Below are 21,100 nucleotides of genomic sequence, written 5' to 3' on the forward strand. Positions count from 1 at the left end.
CTGCAAAAATTTAAAACTTTCTTAGAGCCTGTCTTCAAACTAAGTAGAAAGGAGTTAAGAAGTGTGTTATAAGATATATTTTAAATGTACCCAAGCGATATAAGTGACAAAGAATGGAAGATAATAGAGCTATATTTTGAACCTAAAAAGACCGGCAGACCAAGAAAACATAGTATTAACGCGAATTCTGGATTAAGGAAGGAAGAAAGTATAGGAAATAGAAGGCTTTGTGGATTTGATGGAATAGGAAATGAGAGTAGAAAAGATATGAACCAAAAAATTAACAGGGGATCTATGGCGAGTGTGTTCAATTTCTAGTCTATTTTTTAGGTAACCAAAAACAGTCTCAATGATAGACCTTTTTCTCAGTAAAATCTTCTCATTTAGCGAAATCAATGTATTTTTCATACCTTTTTTCACCTTGGTAACAAGTTTCAAACCTCGGTCAAACAGCTTCTGAAAAAGCTCTTTTGCAATATAACCTTTGTCACCAAACAAAAGACCGATTAATTTTTCCGTCAGATTTGGCACAGGTATCCTATCATCAACATTGCCTTTTGTTAGCGTAAGTGCATGAATTTCAACATTTTCATTGATTACCATATGTAATTTGAAACCAAAAAACCAGCCGTAAGTGCTCTTGCTTAATTTTGCAATTCCAGCAAAAACTTTGTTTTTGGATATTCTTTTTGCATGACAAACTGCAATGGGAGTTGTGTCTATATATGAAATTCCAGTGTTTTCTGACTGTCCACAAAGCCAATGCAACAACATTGCTAAATGCCACAAAACCCTAGGCTTTAGAGCAACAAACCTGGTATATGAAGGTAACTTTGGAAACTCTGATTTGTAGAGCAACGTTAGGTAATGTAGATAGAAAGTTTTACACGGAGATTGTTGATATAGCAGGATTATTGTCATGATTTCGGAGTGCTCAATTTCCGTTGTTCTTGTGGGGTTTTTACCATTTGGCAGTAGTTTATCTGCAAAATTTTTCTCTATATCTCTGCAAAAATCATCGACCAAACAAAACAGTTTTGTTATATCTTCCATGGGTAACCTCATCTATTTTTTTATCACTGCTGAGTTTACCCTGTTTTCTTGCCTCTTCTATTCTCCTTTAATCCAGAATTCACGTTTATCATAAAATTGAAGCTATTTATTTATCTTCTCTGTACAGATTAAATGACAAAAAAACTCACGTATCTGGCGTTTCATGTTTAATTTTTTGCACTATGTGCACCTTATGTCTTTATAAAATTTCTGGTTTTTTACCCACATAAGCTGAAACGCGCTTATAAAGCGTTTAAAACATAAAAAAACGCCAATTTAAAAAATGGATAGTGAATAACTAGCTACCCTAGGGTTTCTTTTGCCTTTTTTTCTGTTTAGTAAATTTCTTAACGTTTATAATTTAGATTAGTTGCGGCTTAAAAGCAACTGAATCGTGGTTATTAAACGTTTAGAATAAAAAAACGCCATACTTGAAAGTATAATGTAAGTAATTAGCCAACCACGGGGCTTCTTTTGCCTTTTTTCTTCGTTTAGTAAATTTCTTAATGTTTATAGCTAAAGTAACTTAGGTTCATCGACAATCGTCATCCCGCTACGTGTTAGCGGTATGACGGTTATCAGTAAACATGAATTACTTTAGCCATGCAATGAGATTTCCTAAAAAACACTTTATAGCTCTTGAGTATAAAAAAAATTTCTTTAATAATAAGGCATGCTAATCAGGAATTTAATCAAACAAGCGACTGAAGTAGGAAGCAGTGAAAATGCAATACGATATATTGAGTATCTCTATCAATTTGAGAAGTTTAGAAACACATTAAACCTCACTTTATCACTAATAAAGCAAAATAGGCTTTCGTTTGAAATATACCAAGAGGGATTAGTGGATATGGAAGAAGGGGTGTGTAAGACAATCAGGTCTTCCGGTGTAAATAGGTATGTTATTGTGCTAAGAAGGTCAAATCCATACATTATAGTGCATGAACTTTCACATATGGTTGAGAATGAGCTTAACTTGAGCCTAGAGCAGGAATTTCTCCATAAGGTTTACCAGGATATTGAGCAGAATTTAAGGCAAGCAAATGTTCTTGTGCAGAAAATTATTAGCCAAGTTATATTTAAGGAGATACAAGCTTATCAAACTGCAAAGTCACGCGCATCTGAATTGTTTGCACGCTATTTTGAGCTGTTTGCTTGGGCACAAGAGGTTTATCCTAAGGATAAAGAATACTTAATTCGCACTCAAGATTTAAACAAAGTGTTCCTTGCTACTGATCAATGGAAAAAGAGCTGCCTGGATCCACAAATGATGGATAGAATAGATAAGGAAATCAAGGAATACAGCAATAAAACCGCCACTAAAGACGTAACCAAAGTGCAAAGCAGTTGGACTAATAAATTTTCTCCTGGGGGCAAAAAAATTAGCTCTATATTTGGAGATGACAATTAGCTTAGTATAGCTAGTGCAGGTTTTCCTACGTCATACCGCCGCGGCGCTAACACGTAGCGGAATGACGGTTGTCGGTAAATCTTTTAGCTGTAGAAGTTAACTTTGCAGTTAACTTCTACAGCGTTTCAAGGTATAGTTTTTATAATAAAGTGCTCGAATATACATGAAAACCATTTTAGCTGTTGAAACAAGCTGCGATGAAACTGCAGTAGCGATTGTAAATAGTGACAAGCAAGTCCTTGTTCACGAAATTCTCTCCCAAGCAGAACACAAAAAACGCGGTGGGGTAATTCCTGAAATAGCGTCACGTGCTCATATGGAGCATTTAAGTGGTCTAATAAAAAGCGCCGTGGAAAAATCTAACCTTAACTTTTGCGATCTTGATGCAATTGCAGCAACATCAGGACCAGGACTCATAGGTGGATTAATAGTTGGTACAATGATGGCTAAAGCAATTGCACATGTAGCACAAAAACCTTTTATTGCAGTTAATCACTTAGAAGCGCATGCATTAGTTATTAGGTTACTGCATGAGGTGAAATTTCCGTTTTTAGTTCTATTAATATCAGGCGGCCACTGTCAATTTTTAATTGCACAAGATGTAGGTAAATATATTAAACTTGGAGAAACACTTGATGATTCGTTAGGGGAAGCATTTGATAAAGTTGCTAAGATGTTGGGTTTAAGCTATCCCGGAGGCCCATTAATTGAAAAGTTAGCTAAAAAAGGTAATGGTGCAAGATTTAAACTGCCAAGGGCGATGATAAAACGTTCTGGATGTAACTTTTCGTTTTCTGGAATCAAGACAGCAGTAAAAAACTTAGTGCAGAAACTCGAAATGAGCGAGCAAGATGTGTGTGATGTGTGTGCTTCGTTTCAAGAGTGTATTAGTGACATACTGCTGGACAGGGTTAGTAATGCGTTTATTATGGCCGAATTTTTAAATATCAAAATCAATGACTTTGTGATTACCGGCGGAGTTGCAGCAAATAATTTCCTGAGAGAGAAATTAAAGAAACACATAAACTTAAATATATTTTTTCCCCCTAATAACCTATGTACAGATAATGCAGTGATGGTTGGATGGGCAGGAATTGAAATGTTAAGGAAAAACTATATCGATTCTCTCAATTTTGCACCAAGGCCAAAGTGGGAGTTGGAGAGTTATTAAAAACTCTCAATTTTGAATTAGGTAATGAAGGAAATATTAACTATACTTCTTTTTACCATTGTTTATATTTCCTATTCACATATATTACTCACTTAAAGCAGGCTAACTGCCGTTATTAATATTTTTGTAATAAAAATTGTATATGGTGCATGTAATCAAATTAAGAGGAAGATTGTGGAAATTACGCCATCAATAAAAAAAGAATTGAAGCAAAGTGCTCTATATATTTGCCTAGAAAAATGCAAAAGTGCATTTTGGTTTATCTTTTGGTTTAGTGCGGGAATCAATTTATTAATGTTATTCCTACCACTTTATACCTCTCAAGTGCTTGATCGGGTGATATCAAGCGAAAGTGTGTCAACACTAACTATGCTGACAATTATCACTTTATCTGCATTTGCATGTTCTGCAATGCTTGAAACTTGTCGATATTTAGCCATGGCAAAAATAGGTGATTGGATCGATAAAACTGCAACACCAGATCTGATAGTAAGGTCAATCAGGCTAACGTCAGTGCAGAGCTCAACTTCAAGTGGTGAAGCAATACGAGATCTCGGGGTAATAAAAAATTTCATTACAGGAAATGGTATATTCTCACTGTTTGATACTCCATGGTCGTTAATTTACCTTGTTGTGATTTTCATGATACACACCTCCACGGGGTTTATAGCTATTGCTGGAATCATTATATTAGTCTCTATGGCAATATGGAATGAACTTGCCACTAAACGAATATTACAAGAAACCAACGAAGAAACTATACGGAATATCAATGCTATAGATGTTGCAACAAGAAATGCAGAAGTAGTTGAAGCTATGGGCATGTCAGAATTCATAGTCTCTGATTGGTGTAAACGAAATGATCAGAATCGAGCAATGCAAATCAAAGCACAAAATCGCTCTAATGTGATCACCGGGATAACTAAGTTTTTACGTTCAACTCTGCAAATATCAGTAATTGGAACAGGTGCATTACTTGCAATTACAGCTCATAAAACTGCTGGCAGCATCATCGCTGCTTCAATTTTAATGGGTAGAGTATTAGCACCATTTGACGCTGCGGTTCATACTTGGAAGTTTTTAAATCAGGCTAGAATGTCATATGGAAGGCTACAAAGACTTATATTAACATCGCCAAAAAGAGAGCAAACGATGGCTCTACCAGAACCTGAAGGAAAATTGGAATTTGATAGAGTATTTTTTACTCCTTATGGAAGCAATAAGCCGACAGTAAAAGGAATATCATTTATTATAGAACCAGGGGACGTAGTAGGTGTGATTGGTGCAAGTGCTTCTGGTAAATCCACTATTGCAAAATTAACTGTTGGTGTATGGAAGCCAATATCTGGTGTAGTCAGACTAGATGGCGCTGATGTATATACTTGGAATCGAGAAAATTTTGGTAATTATGTTGGCTACTTACCTCAAGATATTGAGTTATTTAACACTAGTGTCAAAGCTAATATTGCTCGCATGAGACCAGATCCAAATCCTGAAGAAATAATCAAAGCAGCAAAAATTGCAGGAATACATGAACTAATACTAAGCTTACCAAATGGATATGATACAACAATAGGAGGTCCTGGAGGAGTAACGCTCTCTGGCGGCCAAAAACAGCTTCTTGGACTTGCCAGAGCTTTTTATGGTCACACAAAACTTTTAGTACTTGATGAACCAAACGCTAACTTAGATAGCAATGGAGAGGCATGCTTAATTAATGCAATTGGCATTGCAAGAAAGCAAAATACTACTACTGTTATCATCACTCACAAGCTACCGTTATTGTCCGTAGTTGATAAGGTGATCCTCATGTCAGATGGTGTCATTTACGCTATGGGACCAAAAGATGAGATTTTGAGCAAATTAGTTGCTCCATCATCAAATACCACAGAAGATGAGCGCTCTTCAGCAAATGGTTAGTTTACTTACACTAAATTCTGTATCTGAAATAACAACTGTTCCAGTATTACTAGAAATGTTTACCATTAGAAATAATATTACAAGAATAGTAAATGGATTAATAACTCCTATTAATTAAAGTTAATCGGCAGATAGTGTATATTTCTAATTAATGAGTTTTCTTAATTTATTAATTAAATAGCTTAATATTAGTAGTGATTTTATAAAAAACTATAATATAAATAATGTTGCTGCGAAAATTTATAACAATATTTCCCTCTAACGTTTAATGAATTTCAATAAATTGCCTCTTTAATTCTAGATAAGTATACGTTTTGTTAATATGTTTAGTTCAAAATCCAAAAGTAAGCTTATGCTTTCTATTGGAGAAGAAGGCATAATGTTACTATATTTTAAAAATAATACTTTAAATAAAAGGTATTTTGTTAAGGGCAAAAACGATAAAGCAGTTTCCGATTTAATTTCATGTCTTTCGTCAGATAAAAAAGCACCTTTATACCTAGTGCTTAATCATGCAGATCAAAATTACTCGCTACAGTTTATTACAAGGGCAAACAAGATTAGTGCCTATCTATCAGCAAAAACAAAGATGGAGCATTTTTCTCGTAATAATGACATAAGTTCAGTTTTTTTGGTTGAGAAGCCAAACAAATTCAATCAAAACTGGTGCTATCTTCTTGTTTCATCAAAAGCAAAGCATTTAGTAGAATATTGGTTGAATGTGTTTATTGAGATAGGCTCCAACTTTAAGGGAATATTAATGTTTCCTATAGAAATAAGTAATATAACAAAAAAGATTCTACATAAAGATCCTAATAATTGGAAAATTATAGTTGCTGCAACTAAAACGGGAGGCTATAGACAAGTGGTTCTTAAAGAGAATAAAATGATATTTACGCGTTTAGTACCATTTACTAATGATAATTTACCAGGAATTATTGCTGGTGGAATATATCAGGAAGTGCAAGATACTATTCGATCCTTAACTAAGTTTGGGTTTGAAAAAAATAACCCTATCGACCTTTGCATCATAGTGTCAGAAGATATTAAAGCTAGTTTATCAGTCATAAATTTTTCAGAGAACAGTGTGAACATATTAACTCCATATGAGTTAGGCAAACTATTAGGAGCAGAACTAGCTATAAGTGAAAAAGATAACTTTTGCGATACCATAATTTTGTTTCACAGCTTTAAGAATAAATTAGCAGCTATTTTTAATACAAAGGAAACTAAAGAATTTTATCTATTCAATTATCTTTATTTAAACTCTCCTCAAATTTTTCTATACTTCGCTTTGGTTTTAGTTGTAATTAACGCCCTTTGTTTGCTAAATTTGTATTCAAACTTCAGTGTCGCTGATCATTTATCCGCAAAGCAGAGCACCTTAAATAACCAATTAACAAAACTTAGCCAAAGCTATAATGTAAAAAAAATAGATGAAATTTATGATTTTATTAATATCAATAATATTTTATCAAAAATAGAATACTCTCCTCTTACACAAGTTAAGTATGTAGAAAAGTTAAAAGTACCAGATATAGAGCTTCGGTCATTTGAATGGAATTATAATGAGGCAAAAAGTTATATTACCACAACTTTAAGGTTTAATTTTCGATCCGGTAAAAATATTTCCTATCAATACGAGAAACTACGAAAAAATTTAAACGATAATTTTCGTACCTATGACATTAATATTTCTAACTTACCTGCTGCTAAAGGGCAAAATCTATCTATTGATGTTGAAATAGGAGAGGCAATGTAGATTAATGACTATCTCTCAATTAAAAAGAAAAGCTACAATTCAGTTTATATCGTATTTGTTATTATCTGTTGGATTAATAGGGTTATTAACATATGTTGTTATCTATAACGAAAAGGTTTATAATAAAAACCAAATTGCGATTGATAAAATACGTTCTATTAATTTACAGATTACTGGAATTCAAAAAAAGGAAGTTGTTCTAAATAAAAACCTAGATTTATGGAAAAAAATTTCTTCTTCAAATTTACACAGTAGCAGATACATTGCAAATTTAAATTTCGAGCTTAGCAGATTATATAAAAAGTACTATATATTAGAACCTGAAATATCAATTTCTATACCCGAAGAAGTTGAGCTCCACAACAAAAGTGAACGCACAAAAGTAGTAAAAAGTGAAGTGGTCCTAAATTTAAGTTCAATCAGCGATAAGCATATTTTTTTATTTCTACAGTCTATTCCAAATCTGCCCGGTTATGTTATGATCAAATCTCTTATTTTAAACAAGCAGAGAAATATTGATGCTGCAACTATGAATCAAATTTTGAATGGTAATATGATAGAGATAGTGAGAGTTAATATAGTCTTTGATTGGTATACTATATTAAGTAGATAAGGTGATGAACATAAAGCTGTTTTTTATTTTTACGCTACTCATTTCCAATGTTAATGCATATTGCAGTTGTGAAGATATCATAGAAAGCATAGAAATTTGTAAGGAGTATTCTTGCCGACAATATATTGGCAATGAAGATTTTATTGAGCATAAAATATTAGGATTAAATAGTGGAAATTTATGCGTATATATAGAAAAACAAGGTGATGATGAAATGGTTTGTCATCATTCTCAGTATGGAATGATGATAGAAAAAAGATATTTTGAAAGTATTCTTAAAGTTGGCAATCAAGAAATCGATGATTTTATTGATATAGCAAATTTGCGTGCAAAAGAGTGTTTCTTTATTAACAATCAAAAACTAAGCTATACAGATCGGGACGATATAATAAGAGAAGCAGTGGAAAGTGACTTTGACGTTTTGTCACAATATAGTAACGTAAAAAGCATTTTTTTTGATGAAGAGCCAGTTAATAGAATGGTCAATGAAATGGAAAAGTTCAATTTACGGTCTTCAAGAGCTGCAAAAGAGGAGGTATCAGATAATTTCAACTGTAAGGTAGTGAGTTTAGACTCAATTTTATATCTTTCTTCCGATACATGGAAAATATGGGTAAATGGAAAGCTGTTTATAAATACTAAGGATTTAAAAGTGCACTCAGTTACTGAAAATTATGTAACTTTTGTATGGACCGTAGATCAAAAAGCAATAAAAAAGCATGCGAATGATTCTCAAAATGTATATCTTGGACATGGGAGTATTATGTTTACGCTTTATCCAAAACAAAAATTTGACTTGGATAGCTTATCTATTAAATAATTTAGTATATAGCCAAAGTGACTTAGGTTTACCGACAATTTAAAAAACCGTCATCCCGCTGCTCGTTAGCGGGATCTCAACATAGATACCGCGGGTGGGTAGCTATATATGCGCTTGTAGCTCAGTTGGATAGAGCGTTGCCCTCCGGAGGCAAAGGCCGTGGGTTCGAATCCCTCCAAGCGCACTTTTAATTAAATTTGACAATAGTACTTTCACATAAGATAATAAAGGGATTTATTTAGAGCATAATTATGTCTGGTGGTACCATAAACAAAGTCATATTAGTTGGTAATTTAGGAAAAGATCCTGAAATTAGGACTACACAAAATGGAAAAGAGATGGCAAGTTTTTCAATAGCCACGTCTGAAAGTTGGACTGACAAACTTTCCGGTATGCGCTCTGAAAAGACAGAATGGCATAATATCGTAATTTTTAGTGAAGGATTAGTAAAAATCGTTAAAGATTTTGCACGTAAAGGCAGTAAAGTTTATGTTGAAGGTTCTTTGAGAACTAGAAAATGGACTGACCAAAACGGTAGTGAAAGATACACAACAGAGGTGGTTCTATATAATTTTAATAGCGCTCTTACTCTCCTCGATTCACGACCAAATTCCGATTACAAGCCGAGTGAATACAAGCAAAATGAAACAGAACAAAAAAATAAGCACGAAAGTTCTGACAACGATATAAAAGATGAACTAATCGACGATGAAATACCATTTTAACAATTTAAATTGAAATTTACATTTTTATGGACTGCTTGTGTTACTCCTTTTAATTGCAATGGGGATGGCATAGATTACCGCAGTTTGCAGCGTTTACTTACAATACAAGCTGAAGCTGAAAATGGCGTAGTGTTACTGGGTAGCACAGGTGAAGGCCTATCGCTTACTGATTCTGAAAAGCGTACATTAGTTGAATTTTTATGTAAGCTAAAATTAAATACGAAAATTATAATTGGTGTACCAGGAGTGAATCTGTATCAAACTCTTGAATGGCTTGATTTTTGCAAGGGTATGCCTATTCATGGCTATCTAATGACAACTCCCATTTATGCAAAGCCTGGAATCATGGGGCAAACTTTATGGTTTGAAAAGCTGCTTGAAAAAGCACATGTACCGGCTATGCTTTACAATATTCCATCAAGAGCGGGAATAAATCTTCATCCTGAAACTGTACATAACTTATCTGACCATGAAAAACTTTGGGCTATCAAAGATTCCAGTGGCACCGTTGGTACTTTAGCTCAGTATAAGAAAGTTGCACCAAATATTGAGGTCTTTTGTGGAGATGATAATATGATATCCGATATGGCCGCTTATGGTGCGGCTGGCCTGGTTTCTGTTGCTTCTAATGTTTGGCCACGCATAGCGCGTGAATACGTTAAGCAGTGCTTAAGTGGCAAGAACTTTCAGGCAGATAGTTGGCAACAAGCTTGCAAAGCTCTATTTATTGCCAGCAACCCAATACCCACTAAAGCACTTTTGCATGATATTGGTCTTATAGAACATCAAACTGTCCGCCTACCACTCAGCACAGAAGACTTGCCTTCTGTTGAAGTATTAAGGCAAGCTAATGAGATGGTTCTTGAGTGGGAAGAATTGGCTAATTACTAAGACAAGGACTACGTTTCGTAACACCATCAAATTTCAAACTTCTTATTTCTTCTAGATCGGATTTTGCCTTTTCTAATAACGTTTTTTCTCCTAAAAGGCTATGATAATCCTTTAAAACCTGTTCCCTATCTATAGACGCGAATTCTGGATTAAGGAAGGAAGAAAGTATAGGAAATAGAAGGCTTTGTGGATTTGATGGAATAGAAAAAATGAGAGTAGAAAAGATATGAACCAAAAAATTAACAGGGGATCTATGGCGAGTGTGTTCAATTTCTAGTCTATTTTTTAGGTAACCAAAAACAGTCTCAATGATAGACCTTTTTCTCAGTAAAATCTTCTCATTTAACGAAATCAATGTATTTTTCATACCTTTTTTCACCTTGGTAACAAGTTTCAAACCTCGGTCAAACAGCTTCTGAAAAAGCTCTTTTGCAATATAACCTTTGTCACCAAACAAAAGACCGATTAATTTTTCCGTCAGATTTGGCACAGGTATCCTATCATCAACATTGCCTTTTGTTAGCGTAAGTGCATGAATTTCAACATTTTCATTGATTACCATATGTAATTTGAAACCAAAAAACCAGCCGTAAGTGCTCTTGCTTAATTTTGCAATTCCAGCAAAAACTTTGTTTTTGGATATTCTTTTTGCATGACAAACTGCAATGGGAGTTGTGTCTATATATGAAATTCCAGTGTTTTCTGACTGTCCACAAAGCCAATGCAACAACATTGCTAAATGCCACAAAACCCTAGGCTTTAGAGCAACAAACCTGGTATATGAAGGTAACTTTGGAAACTCTGATTTGTAGAGCAACGTTAGGTAATGTAGATAGAAAGTTTTACACGGAGATTGTTGATATAGCAGGATTATTGTCATGATTTCGGAGTGCTCAATTTCCGTTGTTCTTGTGGGGTTTTTACCATTTGGCAGTAGTTTATCTGCAAAATTTTTCTCTATATCTCTGCAAAAATCATCGACCAAACAAAACAGTTTTGTTATATCTTCCATGGGTAACCTCATCTATTTTTTTATCACTGCTGAGTTTACCCTGTTTTCTTGCCTCTTCTATTCTCCTTTAATCCAGAATTCACGTTTGAAGTTTAGCTCCTTGGATTTCTCCCTTATCATCGTAACGACAGGTTCCCGTAGTTCTACACAATAGCCAAAAATAGATTCGCGCCACCTCTATGCCGGACACTACCTATCCAGTAAACAAGCTCCCGATAGATTTATCCTAAGTGTGTAGAAAGCACTTAGTTTTAATGTCGTTCATGGAAATTTCGACACTTCTTCAGTGGTTCATTTTCATTCGCCTTCCTATTTCATACATGACGCATAATTGCGCCTTTTCCATAACGCTCACTACCTTGACTCTTGACCAAAGCAGCTTATGGTAGTTTGAAGCCTGCTCTTGTAAACCGGCTCCGAGGGGCCCTCCCTCATCTATTGCGTAGCTTTTGCACTAGCTTGTTCTATACAAACATCCTTTGCATCTCTACGGCACACTTCCACACTATCAATTTCAATTTGTAAACTGTCCTTTATAAATTCATTAGCCTGTCCTATGTTCATTAAAACTCTACATTTATTGGAATTTGGCATAAACTTTTTATAACAGCTCTACTTTTCAATAAACTCCATTTGCATTTCTTGTATATTACTTTCTATTTGCTCTATTTGTTCTATCAACCTTTCCTCTAAGTCAAGATTACCGCTCAGCCTCGCTTCGGTTCTTTCTTTTCGTAACGCATTTAATTCTTTTAGTAACACTATATTATTCCACACAATTTCTGCAGATTTTCTCTCGTTCAGCTGGCTATTTAGTACACTAGTTTTTTCAAATACATACTTTATAACGTCAAACTGTTTCAATTCTTGTAACAAAGCCTCTTTACCAAGTTTGCTTTTGTTACTTATTACATCAATTACACGCTGTTGTAATCTTTTCATCTCATTAGTAAATTCAAAATGAGAAAATTGCTCAAAAAATATAGGACGGTTCAAGATTTCAGGAAATTCTACGGCTATACGCAAAATTATGGCCTGATTTTGCTCTGCCTCAATTAGCTCTGGAGATTTGTTATGAAGATACTCACCTTTTGTTGCTCTAGTTTTACTATTAAAAATCTGTTTTTTGAAGCTACTTCTTAGATCCTGTCTTCAAACTCAAGAATGAGCTAATTTGTGAAGCATAATAGTGATCATATTAAAGAAGATGTTGTTTTTTGAAGTGAGAGGAGAATGCTCATAATCCTTACTCATACGTCTATAGCCAACCGAAGTAAGATTTCCCCGAGAGCTGAAAGACAAAATCAATAGCCGAATTAATATTGGGCCAAAAGCTTGGCAGCACTTTTCTTATGGCATGCTTAATGGCAAACCAGAACTTCTCAATCGGATTTAAATCCGGTGAGTATGGCGGCGAGAACAAAATTTTACACCCAACATTTTCTATCAAATTTTTCGTTCTTGCAGATTTATGAAAGCTTGCATTATCGAGAACAATAGTCTGTCCAGGTTTTAATATAGGAACAAGTATATTTTCTACATAAGCATCAAAAATCTCGCTGTTGCAGTAGCCCTCAATTACCCAGGAAGCTTTAACTTTTCCCTCATTTAGTGCTCCTATTATGCTTACCCTCTTTCTTTTAAACCCTGGTTTATCGGCAAATAACCTCTTGCCTTTTTGAGACCACCCATATTCATAAAATCTGTTGTCTTCTACTCCAGAGTCATCTATGAATATCAAGTTTTCTTTTTCTATTCCTTCTATTTTTTTTATGAACTCCTTGCGTTTCTCTTCATTCCTTTCCTGATAAAGAAAAGTTTTTTTTATATGTATAGTTTACTTTTTTAAGATAATTGTAGACTGTGCCTTTGCACATGTTGCCAAATTTTTCAATTATTTTTTCAACCGTAATATCTCGGTTTTCATCCAGAAATTTGACAAAGCCATCTAAGTATTTAATTTTATGACTATGTCCCTTTTGGTAGCCTGAAGACGGTTTTATACTTCCTGTTTCTTCTCTTCTTTTCCTCCACCAGTATATAGTTTTTCTATCAATTTTGAACATCTTGCTTACTTCTTCCATAGTCATTTTTTTCTCGTCAACCACTTTTAAAACTCGTTCCCTCAGGTCCTCACTATATGGCTTTGCCATCATTCTACCTTAATTAAAGCAGTATTATACCTTTTTACACTCCTTTGAGGAAACCTTATTTCGGTTAGCTATAAAATTGGAGAGCCAAGCAAAGGTTCTCTCAACAATCCAACGTTTGGGAATAACCTGAAATCCTGTATCAACTATTTTCTTGGTAATCGTCAATAAACATCCAGTTTCCAATAAGCAGAGGTTTTGCAATTTACCTGTGTATCCTTGATCAGCAAAAAACTTATGTAATGTTGGAGCTTTGCATTTGGCTTGAACAAAAAGATTTAGTGCACCATCAAGATCCTGAATGCTTGCACTTTGTACTTCAGCAGCAATTACAAGACCTACAGTATCTACAACGATGTGGCGCTTTCTACCCTTTACTTTCTTGCCAGCATCATATCCTCTGGATCCCCTTTTTGAGTAGTTTTTACTGATTGGCTATCTATTATTCCCACTGATGGAGTTTCATTCTTACCAATTATCTCTCTTACTTTTTTAACTAGAAAATCATGAATCTCTTGCCATATTCCACTTTTTTTCAATCGCTAATTACAACTATACACTGTTTTCCATGGTGGAAAATCTTTAGGCAGTTGTCTCCATTGACATCCTGTTCTCATCACATAGCGAATTGCGTTAATAATTGTTCTAATACTATGTTTTCTTGGTCTACCGGTCTTTTTAGGTTCAAAATATAGCTCTATTATCTTCCATTCTTTGTCACTTATATCGCTTGGGTACATTTAAAATATATCTTATAACACACTTCTTAACTCCTTTCTACTTAGTTTGAAGACAGGCTCTTAGTATTGCTCACCGAAAAAGATGGGGTTTTTTCGTTATGAAATGGACAGAGCCCAACAAAACTATCTCCTCTTTTTATTAGCCTGACTTTTTTAACGTGAATTCTGGATTAAAGGAGAATAGAAGAGGCAAGAAAACAGGGTAAACTCAGCAGTGATAAAAAAATAGATGAGGTTACCCATGGAAGATATAACAAAACTGTTTTGTTTGGTCGATGATTTTTGCAGAGATATAGAGAAAAATTTTGCAGATAAACTACTGCCAAATGGTAAAAACCCCACAAGAACAACGGAAATTGAGCACTCCGAAATCATGACAATAATCCTGCTATATCAACAATCTCCGTGTAAAACTTTCTATCTACATTACCTAACGTTGCTCTACAAATCAGAGTTTCCAAAGTTACCTTCATATACCAGGTTTGTTGCTCTAAAGCCTAGGGTTTTGTGGCATTTAGCAATGTTGTTGCATTGGCTTTGTGGACAGTCAGAAAACACTGGAATTTCATATATAGACACAACTCCCATTGCAGTTTGTCATGCAAAAAGAATATCCAAAAACAAAGTTTTTGCTGGAATTGCAAAATTAAGCAAGAGCACTTACGGCTGGTTTTTTGGTTTCAAATTACATATGGTAATCAATGAAAATGTTGAAATTCATGCACTTACGCTAACAAAAGGCAATGTTGATGATAGGATACCTGTGCCAAATCTGACGGAAAAATTAATCGGTCTTTTGTTTGGTGACAAAGGTTATATTGCAAAAGAGCTTTTTCAGAAGCTGTTTGACCGAGGTTTGAAACTTGTTACCAAGGTGAAAAAAGGTATGAAAAATACATTGATTTCGCTAAATGAGAAGATTTTACTGAGAAAAAGGTCTATCATTGAGACTGTTTTTGGTTACCTAAAAAATAGACTAGAAATTGAACACACTCGCCATAGATCCCCTGTTAATTTTTTGGTTCATATCTTTTCTACTCTCATTTCCTACTCCATCAAATCCACAAAGCCTTCTATTTCCTATACTTTCTTCCTTCCTTAATCCAGAATTCGCGTTTATTGGAAACTGGATGTTTATTGACGATTACCAAGAAAATAGTTGATACAGGATTTCAGGTTATTCCCAAACGTTGGATTGTTGAGAGAACCTTTGCTTGGCTCTCCAATTTTAGACGTATGAGTAAGGATTATGAGCATTCTCCTCTCACTTCAAAAAACAACATCTTCTTTAATATGATCACTATTATGCTTCACAAATTAGCTCATTCTTGAGTTTGAAGACAGGCTCTTAGATATAGCAAAAAAACAAGGAAATAAAGAGTTTTTGGAGTTTATGTCATCTTTAGGCTATTCGGCAACTGTAGACTATATATCAAGCAATTTAAGCAAGAATAATACTGCTCCGCAAAATACAAAGGGGTATGTCATAGCTGCTTCTGCGCTAGCACTAGCTGGAGTTGCTTCGGGAGCGGCTATTGTAGTTTGCCTAGAGATGTTAGCAGTGGGGATAGCAGTTGGAGCTTGTTGTCTTATTGTAGCTATAGTTACCTACTGCTATAGGCCTAAAACCTTAATTGAAAACGATAAGGTCGAAAAGGTTGATGATATGCAAAAAAGTACACCTTGCTGTAGCTGACGATGAATAAATATAGTAGTCTATGTTTAATAATTTATTATAATTATGTTAATTATTAGCGAATAAAAACTTGGTAAACTACGAAGAAATATTCTTAAATAAAATCAAAGATATAAAAGAGGAGGGGCGCTACCGTGAATTTACGCACTTTGCGTCATTGCCAGGTAGGCTCCCCCACATTATGGACTATGAAAGAAATAGGGAAGTAATCGTCTGGTGCAGTAATAACTATTTGGGAATGTCACAGAATGAGAGTGTTATTGCTGCTATTCAAAATTCATCTGTTGGCGCTGGAGGAACAAGAAATATATCTGGTACAACAAAAGAGGTTGTCGAACTGGAAAAATCCCTAGCTTGTTTACATAAAAAAGAGGCTGCTTTAACTTTTGCTTGTGGCTACCTTGCTAACCAGACTACACTTAGCACTTTATCGTCTATTATCCCAAATGTAGTAATTTTTTCAGACGAGAAGAACCATTCTTCAATGATAGAAGGCATAAAATCAGGAAAAAGACCAAAACATATATTTAGACATAATGATGTTGATCACTTAGAGCAGTTGTTAAAGTCCGTAGACACAAAAACACCAAAGATAATAGCGCTTGAATCCGTATATTCAATGGATGGCGATATAGCGCCGCTTGAGGCGATATGCGATCTTGCAGATCAACATAATGCAATTACCTATTTGGATGAGGTGCACGCAGTTGGCATGTATGGTTCACATGGTGGCGGAATTGCAGAAAGAGAAGGCCTGATGGATAGAATAACCGTTATTCAAGGTACACTATCGAAGGCTTTTGGAGTGATGGGTGGGTATATAGCGTCTTCAAAGAGCTTGGTAGATGTAATAAGAAGTTCCGCTCCAGGATTTATTTTCACCACTGCTATGTCGCCTGTTTTAGCAGCGGCAGCAAAGGCAAGCGTTGAACACCTAAAATCGAGCAACATTGAAAGGGAAAAGCAAAAGCAAGTCGTTGAAAAAGTAAAAAACTCACTGAGAAATGCAGGAATTAATTTCATTCCAACAGAAACTCATATAATTCCAATAATAATTGGCGACCCAGAGTTATCCAAAAAAGCATCAAAATTATTATTTGATGAGTATGGAATATACGTTCAACATATAAATTATCCAACGGTGCCAAGAGGAACTGAGCGTTTCCGTATTACTCCTACACCTTATCATACAGATGAAATGATAAAGCATTTGACAGAATCTCTTGTAAAAATTTTCGAAAAGTTGTCTATCTCTGTAGCCTGTTTATCCTAATTTAATATCGCCAGCGATAATCAATCCGTTGTCTTCCGTTAGCCTTCCACCGCTTTCTTGTAGAAAAAGTCTACCGAGCAAGGTTTTATATTTGTTAACTCTAGAGTAAACTATTCCACTGTGCCTTCCTGCCGCAAAGTATGCAAAGCCTAAAATTATTGAACCGATGGAGCGTACATTACTATTACCAGGCAGCAATTTATTTAATAAATTACCACTTACATCTATCAGACCCCCTTCACGGCTTTTCACCCGCATTTTTATATGACGAGATCTAAAATCCTCAAGAAAAGCACCTTTCTTTTCTTCTGCCCAAAAAGTTTCTCTAAGAGCAGGAGCATCAATTACAGCTGCCACAACTTTATTTTTATGAATGAGACAGACTGATACTGCAAAATAAACCATGCAACTAGAAAAGTTCTCCCTTCCCTCTATAGGCATAATAAACCAAGTGTAACCGTTATCTTTTATTTCTTGGTCAGTATCATCTTCGGAAATAAACTCATAGTCTTGTTTGTAGTCGTGCAAGCAATCGTATATGGTTTGCTTGGATTTTGAATAAGTTTTATTAATAAAGTCTGCTGACTTAACATTAGAAATTTGCAATTCATTAAAATCGCGCATAAGCTGCCTGGAAGCACTACGCACAGAATCAAGCATCACATTAATTCGTGGTGATGAAATGGACATTCTTCCTTTTACTCTTTCACTCTTTCATAATAGCTGTCATCTGGAGTATATACTACAATTTTATCCTCTTCTTTTATAAACTGAGGCACGTTAACGCGCATTCCGTTTTCTAAAATTGCAGGCTTATAAGAAGCAGTAGCAGTTTGTCCTTTAATAACAGACTCTGTTTCTTTCACAGCAAGTGTAACATAATCAGGCACATGCGCAGAAATTATTTTGTCTTGATAAGTTACTATTTTAACTTTCATATTATCCTGTAGATAAATCTTTTTTTCTCCCAATAAGTCCAAATTTATAGTGATTTGCTCGTAATTACTTGGATGCATAAGATTTACAATGTTTCCTTCAGTGAAAAGGTAAACATACTCCTCTTCATCTAAAATTGCCCTTCTGATTGTTGCATCAGAGCGAAATCTTTCATAGTGTTTTGCTCCGGTTTTAATGTTTTTCATTTCGGCTTGTATGTATGCACCACCTTTACCAGGTTGAGTATGCATAATACCTACAACCAAAAATAATCCGCCGTTATGTTCCAACACCTGACCTGGTCTGATATCATTAGCTCTTTCTGCCATAATTACATTTTCAACTTGATCTTATAATTATAAATAGCTTTATATAAATATCAAAGTCTTTATTAGTCAATAAATTCTGGCATATTTAATACTATATACCTCCCCCTTATATTTATATGTGGAAATATCTCTTTAGTGAAAGATAGCATAATGCGTTTTTTTGTGCTGATAACCAAAATTTCTAATATATCCCCTGAGCCGAAATTATACACAGATTTTACATTGCCATATAATTCATTACTTTCCAGCCTTACTTCCATATCTACAAGGTCACTTTGATAAAATTCATTCTCATCATTTAGCTTCAGTAGCTTGCTTCTTTCTATATACAGCTTCTTATTCCTTAAAAGCTCTGCTTCATTACGGGAATTTACTCCGCTGATTGTAGCTATTACTAGATTATCACCTATGACGGATACTAAGTCTATTTTATAATTCTCATCACCACTTATTAGCTCACCATATAAGGAGATATTTTCAGGTTTTTCGGTAAAAGTTTTTAATTTAACAGCTCCTTTAATTCCGTGAGGAGAAGTAATCATTCCGAGGCATACCAGATTGTCGTTCATATTAAGATGATAACTAATGTTGGATTTTTTGTCTATAAGGCATAAAATACCTAAAAACGTGAATTATGGATTAAAGGAGAATAGAAGAGGCAAGAAAACAGGGTAAACTCAGCAGTGATAAAAAAATAGATGAGGTTACCCATGGAAGATATAACAAAACTGTTTTGTTTGGTCGATGATTTTTGCAGAGATATAGAGAAAAATTTTGCAGATAAACTACTGCCAAATGGTAAAAACCCCACAAGAACAACGGAAATTGAGCACTCCGAAATCATGACAATAATCCTGCTATATCAACAATCTCCGTGTAAAACTTTCTATCTACATTACCTAACGTTGCTCTACAAATCAGAGTTTCCAAAGTTACCTTCATATACCAGGTTTGTTGCTCTAAAGCCTAGGGTTTTGTGGCATTTAGCAATGTTGTTGCATTGGCTTTGTGGACAGTCAGAAAACACTGGAATTTCATATATAGACACAACTCCCATTGCAGTTTGTCATGCAAAAAGAATATCCAAAAACAAAGTTTTTGCTGGAATTGCAAAATTAAGCAAGAGCACTTACGGCTGGTTTTTTGGTTTCAAATTACATATGGTAATCAATGAAAATGTTGAAATTCATGCACTTACGCTAACAAAAGGCAATGTTGATGATAGGATACCTGTGCCAAATCTGACGGAAAAATTAATCGGTCTTTTGTTTGGTGACAAAGGTTATATTGCAAAAGAGCTTTTTCAGAAGCTGTATTAAATAGGACTTGATCTGACACTTTAAAAAAGTAAGTTAAGAATAATAAAAATAAGGAGTGTTAGAAATGAGTACAATACAAACAAAAATACTAAAACCAAAACTAGGATTACTAGAGCTAGCAAAACAATTAGGAAATGTGTCTCAAGCGTGCAAAGTGATGGGATACTCAAGAGATACATTTTATCGATTCAAGGAGTTATATGAAAATGGGGGAGAAGAAGCATTACATGAAATAAGTAAGAAAAAACCGCTATTAGCAAACAGAGTTTCGGAAGATATAGAAAGAGCAATAATTGGCATAGCTACAGAATTTCCTGCATATGGACAAGAAAGAGCTGCAAATGAGCTGAGAAAAAGAGGTATAATAATTTCCCAAGGAGGAGTAAGATCTGTATGGCTAAGAAATGACCTTGAAACTTTGAAAAAGAGACTTAAAGCACTGGAGGCAAAAGTAGCTCAAGACGGAATCATTTTAACTGAAGAACAACTTGCAGCTTTAGAAAAAGTGAAAGAACAAAGGGAAGCTCATGGTGAAATTGAGACGCAACATCCAGGTTATTTGGGTTCTCAAGATACCTATTATGTGGGCAATATCAAAGGCATAGGGCACATTTATCAGCAAACTTTTGTTGATACTTATTCCAGAGTTGCAATGGTTAAACTTTACACGGACAGAACAGCTATTACAGCTGCAGATCTTCTTAACGATAGAGTTATCCCATTTTTTGATGAGCAGAGAATTCCATTATTACGCATTCTAACTGATAGGGGTACGGAGTATTGTGGCAAGCCCGAAAATCACGCTTATCAGCTATATTTAGGAATCGAAAATATCGATCATTCTAGAACCAAAGCCAACTCTCCACAAACTGATGGCATATGTGAAAGATTCCATAGAACTATGCAAGATGAGTGTTACAATATTATCTTTAGAAAGAAAATCTACTATTCTTTGGAGGATCTACAGATCGATGTTGATCATTGGTTGCGTTCTTACAATGAGACAAGGCCTCACTCAGGCAAATACTGCTATGGCAAAACACCTATGCAAACGTTTTTTGACAGTAAACATATTGCTTTTCAGAAAAATATTAGTAGCATTAAACAACAGCCTGATATTAGTTTTGACTACGTCAATTCTTCTGTCAGTTAATTCTTGTCTGTCAGATTAAATCTTGTCTTTTACAAATCTATACTCACTGTACATTTTCCGTTTTCAGTTTCAAGTACTGCTGGCTAAAGAGATAATTTTACTATCTTTTTTAGCTTGCAGAAGGTA

At 34.7% G+C, this 21,100-nt stretch carries 23 protein-coding genes, 1 tRNA gene and 4 pseudogenes; 15 read left to right on the forward strand and 13 right to left on the reverse strand.

Features of this window, described 5'->3' with window-relative positions; translation table 11 throughout:
• Window positions 1-192: 192 nt before the first annotated feature.
• Window positions 193-1,053 carry an IS982 family transposase gene (locus ACFELZ_RS04670; RefSeq protein ID WP_375315786.1) on the reverse strand — a complete coding sequence of 287 codons (861 nt, stop codon included), beginning with the start codon at window positions 1,051-1,053 and terminating at the stop codon, window positions 193-195.
• Between the two features lie 850 nt (window positions 1,054-1,903).
• Here ACFELZ_RS04670 and ACFELZ_RS04675 point away from each other — a divergent pair.
• From ACFELZ_RS04675 to dapA, 9 genes are all read left to right on the forward strand, one after another.
• A complete protein-coding gene (locus tag ACFELZ_RS04675) occupies window positions 1,904-2,464 on the forward strand; it encodes a hypothetical protein (protein ID WP_375315787.1) in 561 nt (186 codons plus the stop codon).
• Between the two features lie 163 nt (window positions 2,465-2,627).
• A complete protein-coding gene (tsaD, locus tag ACFELZ_RS04680) occupies window positions 2,628-3,635 on the forward strand; it encodes a tRNA (adenosine(37)-N6)-threonylcarbamoyltransferase complex transferase subunit TsaD (protein ID WP_375315788.1) in 1,008 nt (335 codons plus the stop codon).
• 174 nt (window positions 3,636-3,809) lie between these two features.
• Window positions 3,810-5,555 (forward strand): type I secretion system permease/ATPase, encoded by a 1,746-nt coding sequence (locus ACFELZ_RS04685; RefSeq protein ID WP_375315789.1) that lies wholly within the window; start codon window positions 3,810-3,812, stop codon window positions 5,553-5,555.
• Window positions 5,556-5,877: 322 nt separating this feature from the next.
• On the forward strand, window positions 5,878-7,317 hold the full coding sequence (locus ACFELZ_RS04690; protein WP_375315790.1) for a hypothetical protein: 1,440 nt from the start codon (window positions 5,878-5,880) through the stop codon (window positions 7,315-7,317).
• Between the two features lie 4 nt (window positions 7,318-7,321).
• Entirely contained in the window at window positions 7,322-7,930 is a 609-nt protein-coding gene (locus tag ACFELZ_RS04695) for a hypothetical protein (protein ID WP_375315791.1), read from the forward strand.
• A 4-nt stretch (window positions 7,931-7,934) separates the two neighbouring features.
• Entirely contained in the window at window positions 7,935-8,750 is an 816-nt protein-coding gene (locus ACFELZ_RS04700) for a hypothetical protein (protein ID WP_375315792.1), read from the forward strand.
• A 110-nt stretch (window positions 8,751-8,860) separates the two neighbouring features.
• Window positions 8,861-8,934 (forward strand) — tRNA-Arg (locus tag ACFELZ_RS04705).
• A gap of 67 nt (window positions 8,935-9,001) precedes the next feature.
• Window positions 9,002-9,475, forward strand: coding sequence for a single-stranded DNA-binding protein (ssb, locus tag ACFELZ_RS04710; RefSeq protein WP_375315793.1), 474 nt, complete (start codon window positions 9,002-9,004; stop codon window positions 9,473-9,475).
• A gap of 9 nt (window positions 9,476-9,484) precedes the next feature.
• Window positions 9,485-10,366: a 4-hydroxy-tetrahydrodipicolinate synthase gene (gene dapA, locus ACFELZ_RS04715; protein WP_375315794.1), complete on the forward strand. Its 882-nt coding sequence runs from the start codon at window positions 9,485-9,487 to the stop codon at window positions 10,364-10,366.
• 149 nt (window positions 10,367-10,515) lie between these two features.
• Here dapA and ACFELZ_RS04720 read toward each other — a convergent pair.
• From ACFELZ_RS04720 to ACFELZ_RS04760, 9 genes and pseudogenes are all read right to left on the reverse strand, one after another.
• Window positions 10,516-11,378, reverse strand: a pseudogene (locus tag ACFELZ_RS04720) (IS982 family transposase).
• Window positions 11,379-11,813: 435 nt separating this feature from the next.
• Window positions 11,814-11,972 (reverse strand): hypothetical protein, encoded by a 159-nt coding sequence (locus ACFELZ_RS04725; RefSeq protein WP_375315795.1) that lies wholly within the window; start codon window positions 11,970-11,972, stop codon window positions 11,814-11,816.
• 18 nt (window positions 11,973-11,990) lie between these two features.
• Window positions 11,991-12,524 (reverse strand): annotated as a pseudogene (locus ACFELZ_RS04730) (DNA primase); the annotation flags it as partial.
• A gap of 112 nt (window positions 12,525-12,636) precedes the next feature.
• Window positions 12,637-13,212, reverse strand: a complete 576-nt coding sequence (locus ACFELZ_RS04735; protein ID WP_375316663.1) for an IS630 family transposase — start codon at window positions 13,210-13,212, stop codon at window positions 12,637-12,639.
• A complete protein-coding gene (locus ACFELZ_RS04740; RefSeq protein WP_375315796.1) occupies window positions 13,172-13,534 on the reverse strand; it encodes a helix-turn-helix domain-containing protein in 363 nt (120 codons plus the stop codon). The genes ACFELZ_RS04735 and ACFELZ_RS04740 overlap by 41 nt, the downstream gene beginning before the upstream one ends.
• A 21-nt stretch (window positions 13,535-13,555) precedes the next feature.
• Complete coding sequence (locus tag ACFELZ_RS04745) at window positions 13,556-13,960, reverse strand: transposase (protein WP_375316664.1); 405 nt, start codon at window positions 13,958-13,960, stop codon at window positions 13,556-13,558.
• Complete coding sequence (locus ACFELZ_RS04750) at window positions 13,903-14,067, reverse strand: hypothetical protein (RefSeq protein WP_375315781.1); 165 nt, start codon at window positions 14,065-14,067, stop codon at window positions 13,903-13,905. The genes ACFELZ_RS04745 and ACFELZ_RS04750 overlap by 58 nt, the downstream gene beginning before the upstream one ends.
• 3 nt (window positions 14,068-14,070) lie before the next feature.
• A complete protein-coding gene (locus ACFELZ_RS04755) occupies window positions 14,071-14,268 on the reverse strand; it encodes a transposase (RefSeq protein ID WP_375315797.1) in 198 nt (65 codons plus the stop codon).
• A gap of 53 nt (window positions 14,269-14,321) precedes the next feature.
• Window positions 14,322-14,432, reverse strand: a pseudogene (locus ACFELZ_RS04760) (CHC2 zinc finger domain-containing protein); the annotation flags it as partial.
• Window positions 14,433-14,509: 77 nt separating this feature from the next.
• Here ACFELZ_RS04760 and ACFELZ_RS04765 point away from each other — a divergent pair.
• The 4 genes from ACFELZ_RS04765 to hemA all read left to right on the forward strand — a co-directional run bounded on the left by ACFELZ_RS04765 (window position 14,510) and on the right by hemA (window position 17,237).
• A complete protein-coding gene (locus ACFELZ_RS04765; RefSeq protein WP_375315786.1) occupies window positions 14,510-15,370 on the forward strand; it encodes an IS982 family transposase in 861 nt (286 codons plus the stop codon).
• Between the two features lie 35 nt (window positions 15,371-15,405).
• Entirely contained in the window at window positions 15,406-15,600 is a 195-nt protein-coding gene (locus tag ACFELZ_RS04770; RefSeq protein ID WP_375315798.1) for a transposase, read from the forward strand.
• 52 nt (window positions 15,601-15,652) lie between these two features.
• On the forward strand, window positions 15,653-15,964 hold the full coding sequence (locus ACFELZ_RS04775; protein ID WP_375315799.1) for a hypothetical protein: 312 nt from the start codon (window positions 15,653-15,655) through the stop codon (window positions 15,962-15,964).
• A 70-nt stretch (window positions 15,965-16,034) separates the two neighbouring features.
• Entirely contained in the window at window positions 16,035-17,237 is a 1,203-nt protein-coding gene (gene hemA / locus ACFELZ_RS04780) for a 5-aminolevulinate synthase (RefSeq protein ID WP_375315800.1), read from the forward strand.
• On the opposite strand, the gene ACFELZ_RS04785 is transcribed toward hemA, so the two are convergent.
• From ACFELZ_RS04785 to rimM, 3 genes are all read right to left on the reverse strand, one after another.
• Window positions 17,229-17,927, reverse strand: coding sequence for an inositol monophosphatase family protein (locus ACFELZ_RS04785; RefSeq protein ID WP_375315801.1), 699 nt, complete (start codon window positions 17,925-17,927; stop codon window positions 17,229-17,231). The two genes, hemA and ACFELZ_RS04785, sit on opposite strands and share 9 nt — an antisense overlap.
• An 8-nt stretch (window positions 17,928-17,935) precedes the next feature.
• On the reverse strand, window positions 17,936-18,502 hold the full coding sequence (gene efp, locus ACFELZ_RS04790; RefSeq protein WP_187297399.1) for an elongation factor P: 567 nt from the start codon (window positions 18,500-18,502) through the stop codon (window positions 17,936-17,938).
• Between the two features lie 62 nt (window positions 18,503-18,564).
• The gene (gene rimM, locus ACFELZ_RS04795; RefSeq protein ID WP_375315802.1) at window positions 18,565-19,071 is read right to left on the reverse strand and encodes a ribosome maturation factor RimM; all 507 of its coding nucleotides are present in this window, start codon (window positions 19,069-19,071) and stop codon (window positions 18,565-18,567) included.
• A 141-nt stretch (window positions 19,072-19,212) separates the two neighbouring features.
• Here rimM and ACFELZ_RS04800 point away from each other — a divergent pair.
• Window positions 19,213-19,818 (forward strand): annotated as a pseudogene (locus tag ACFELZ_RS04800) (IS982 family transposase); the annotation flags it as partial.
• A 67-nt stretch (window positions 19,819-19,885) separates the two neighbouring features.
• The gene (locus tag ACFELZ_RS04805) at window positions 19,886-20,974 is read left to right on the forward strand and encodes an IS481 family transposase (protein ID WP_375315803.1); all 1,089 of its coding nucleotides are present in this window, start codon (window positions 19,886-19,888) and stop codon (window positions 20,972-20,974) included.
• Window positions 20,975-21,100 lie beyond the last annotated feature (126 nt).

Origin of the sequence: Wolbachia endosymbiont (group A) of Colletes cunicularius (genome assembly GCF_964264715.1) — a bacterium.
Taxonomy (GTDB): domain Bacteria; phylum Pseudomonadota; class Alphaproteobacteria; order Rickettsiales; family Anaplasmataceae; genus Wolbachia.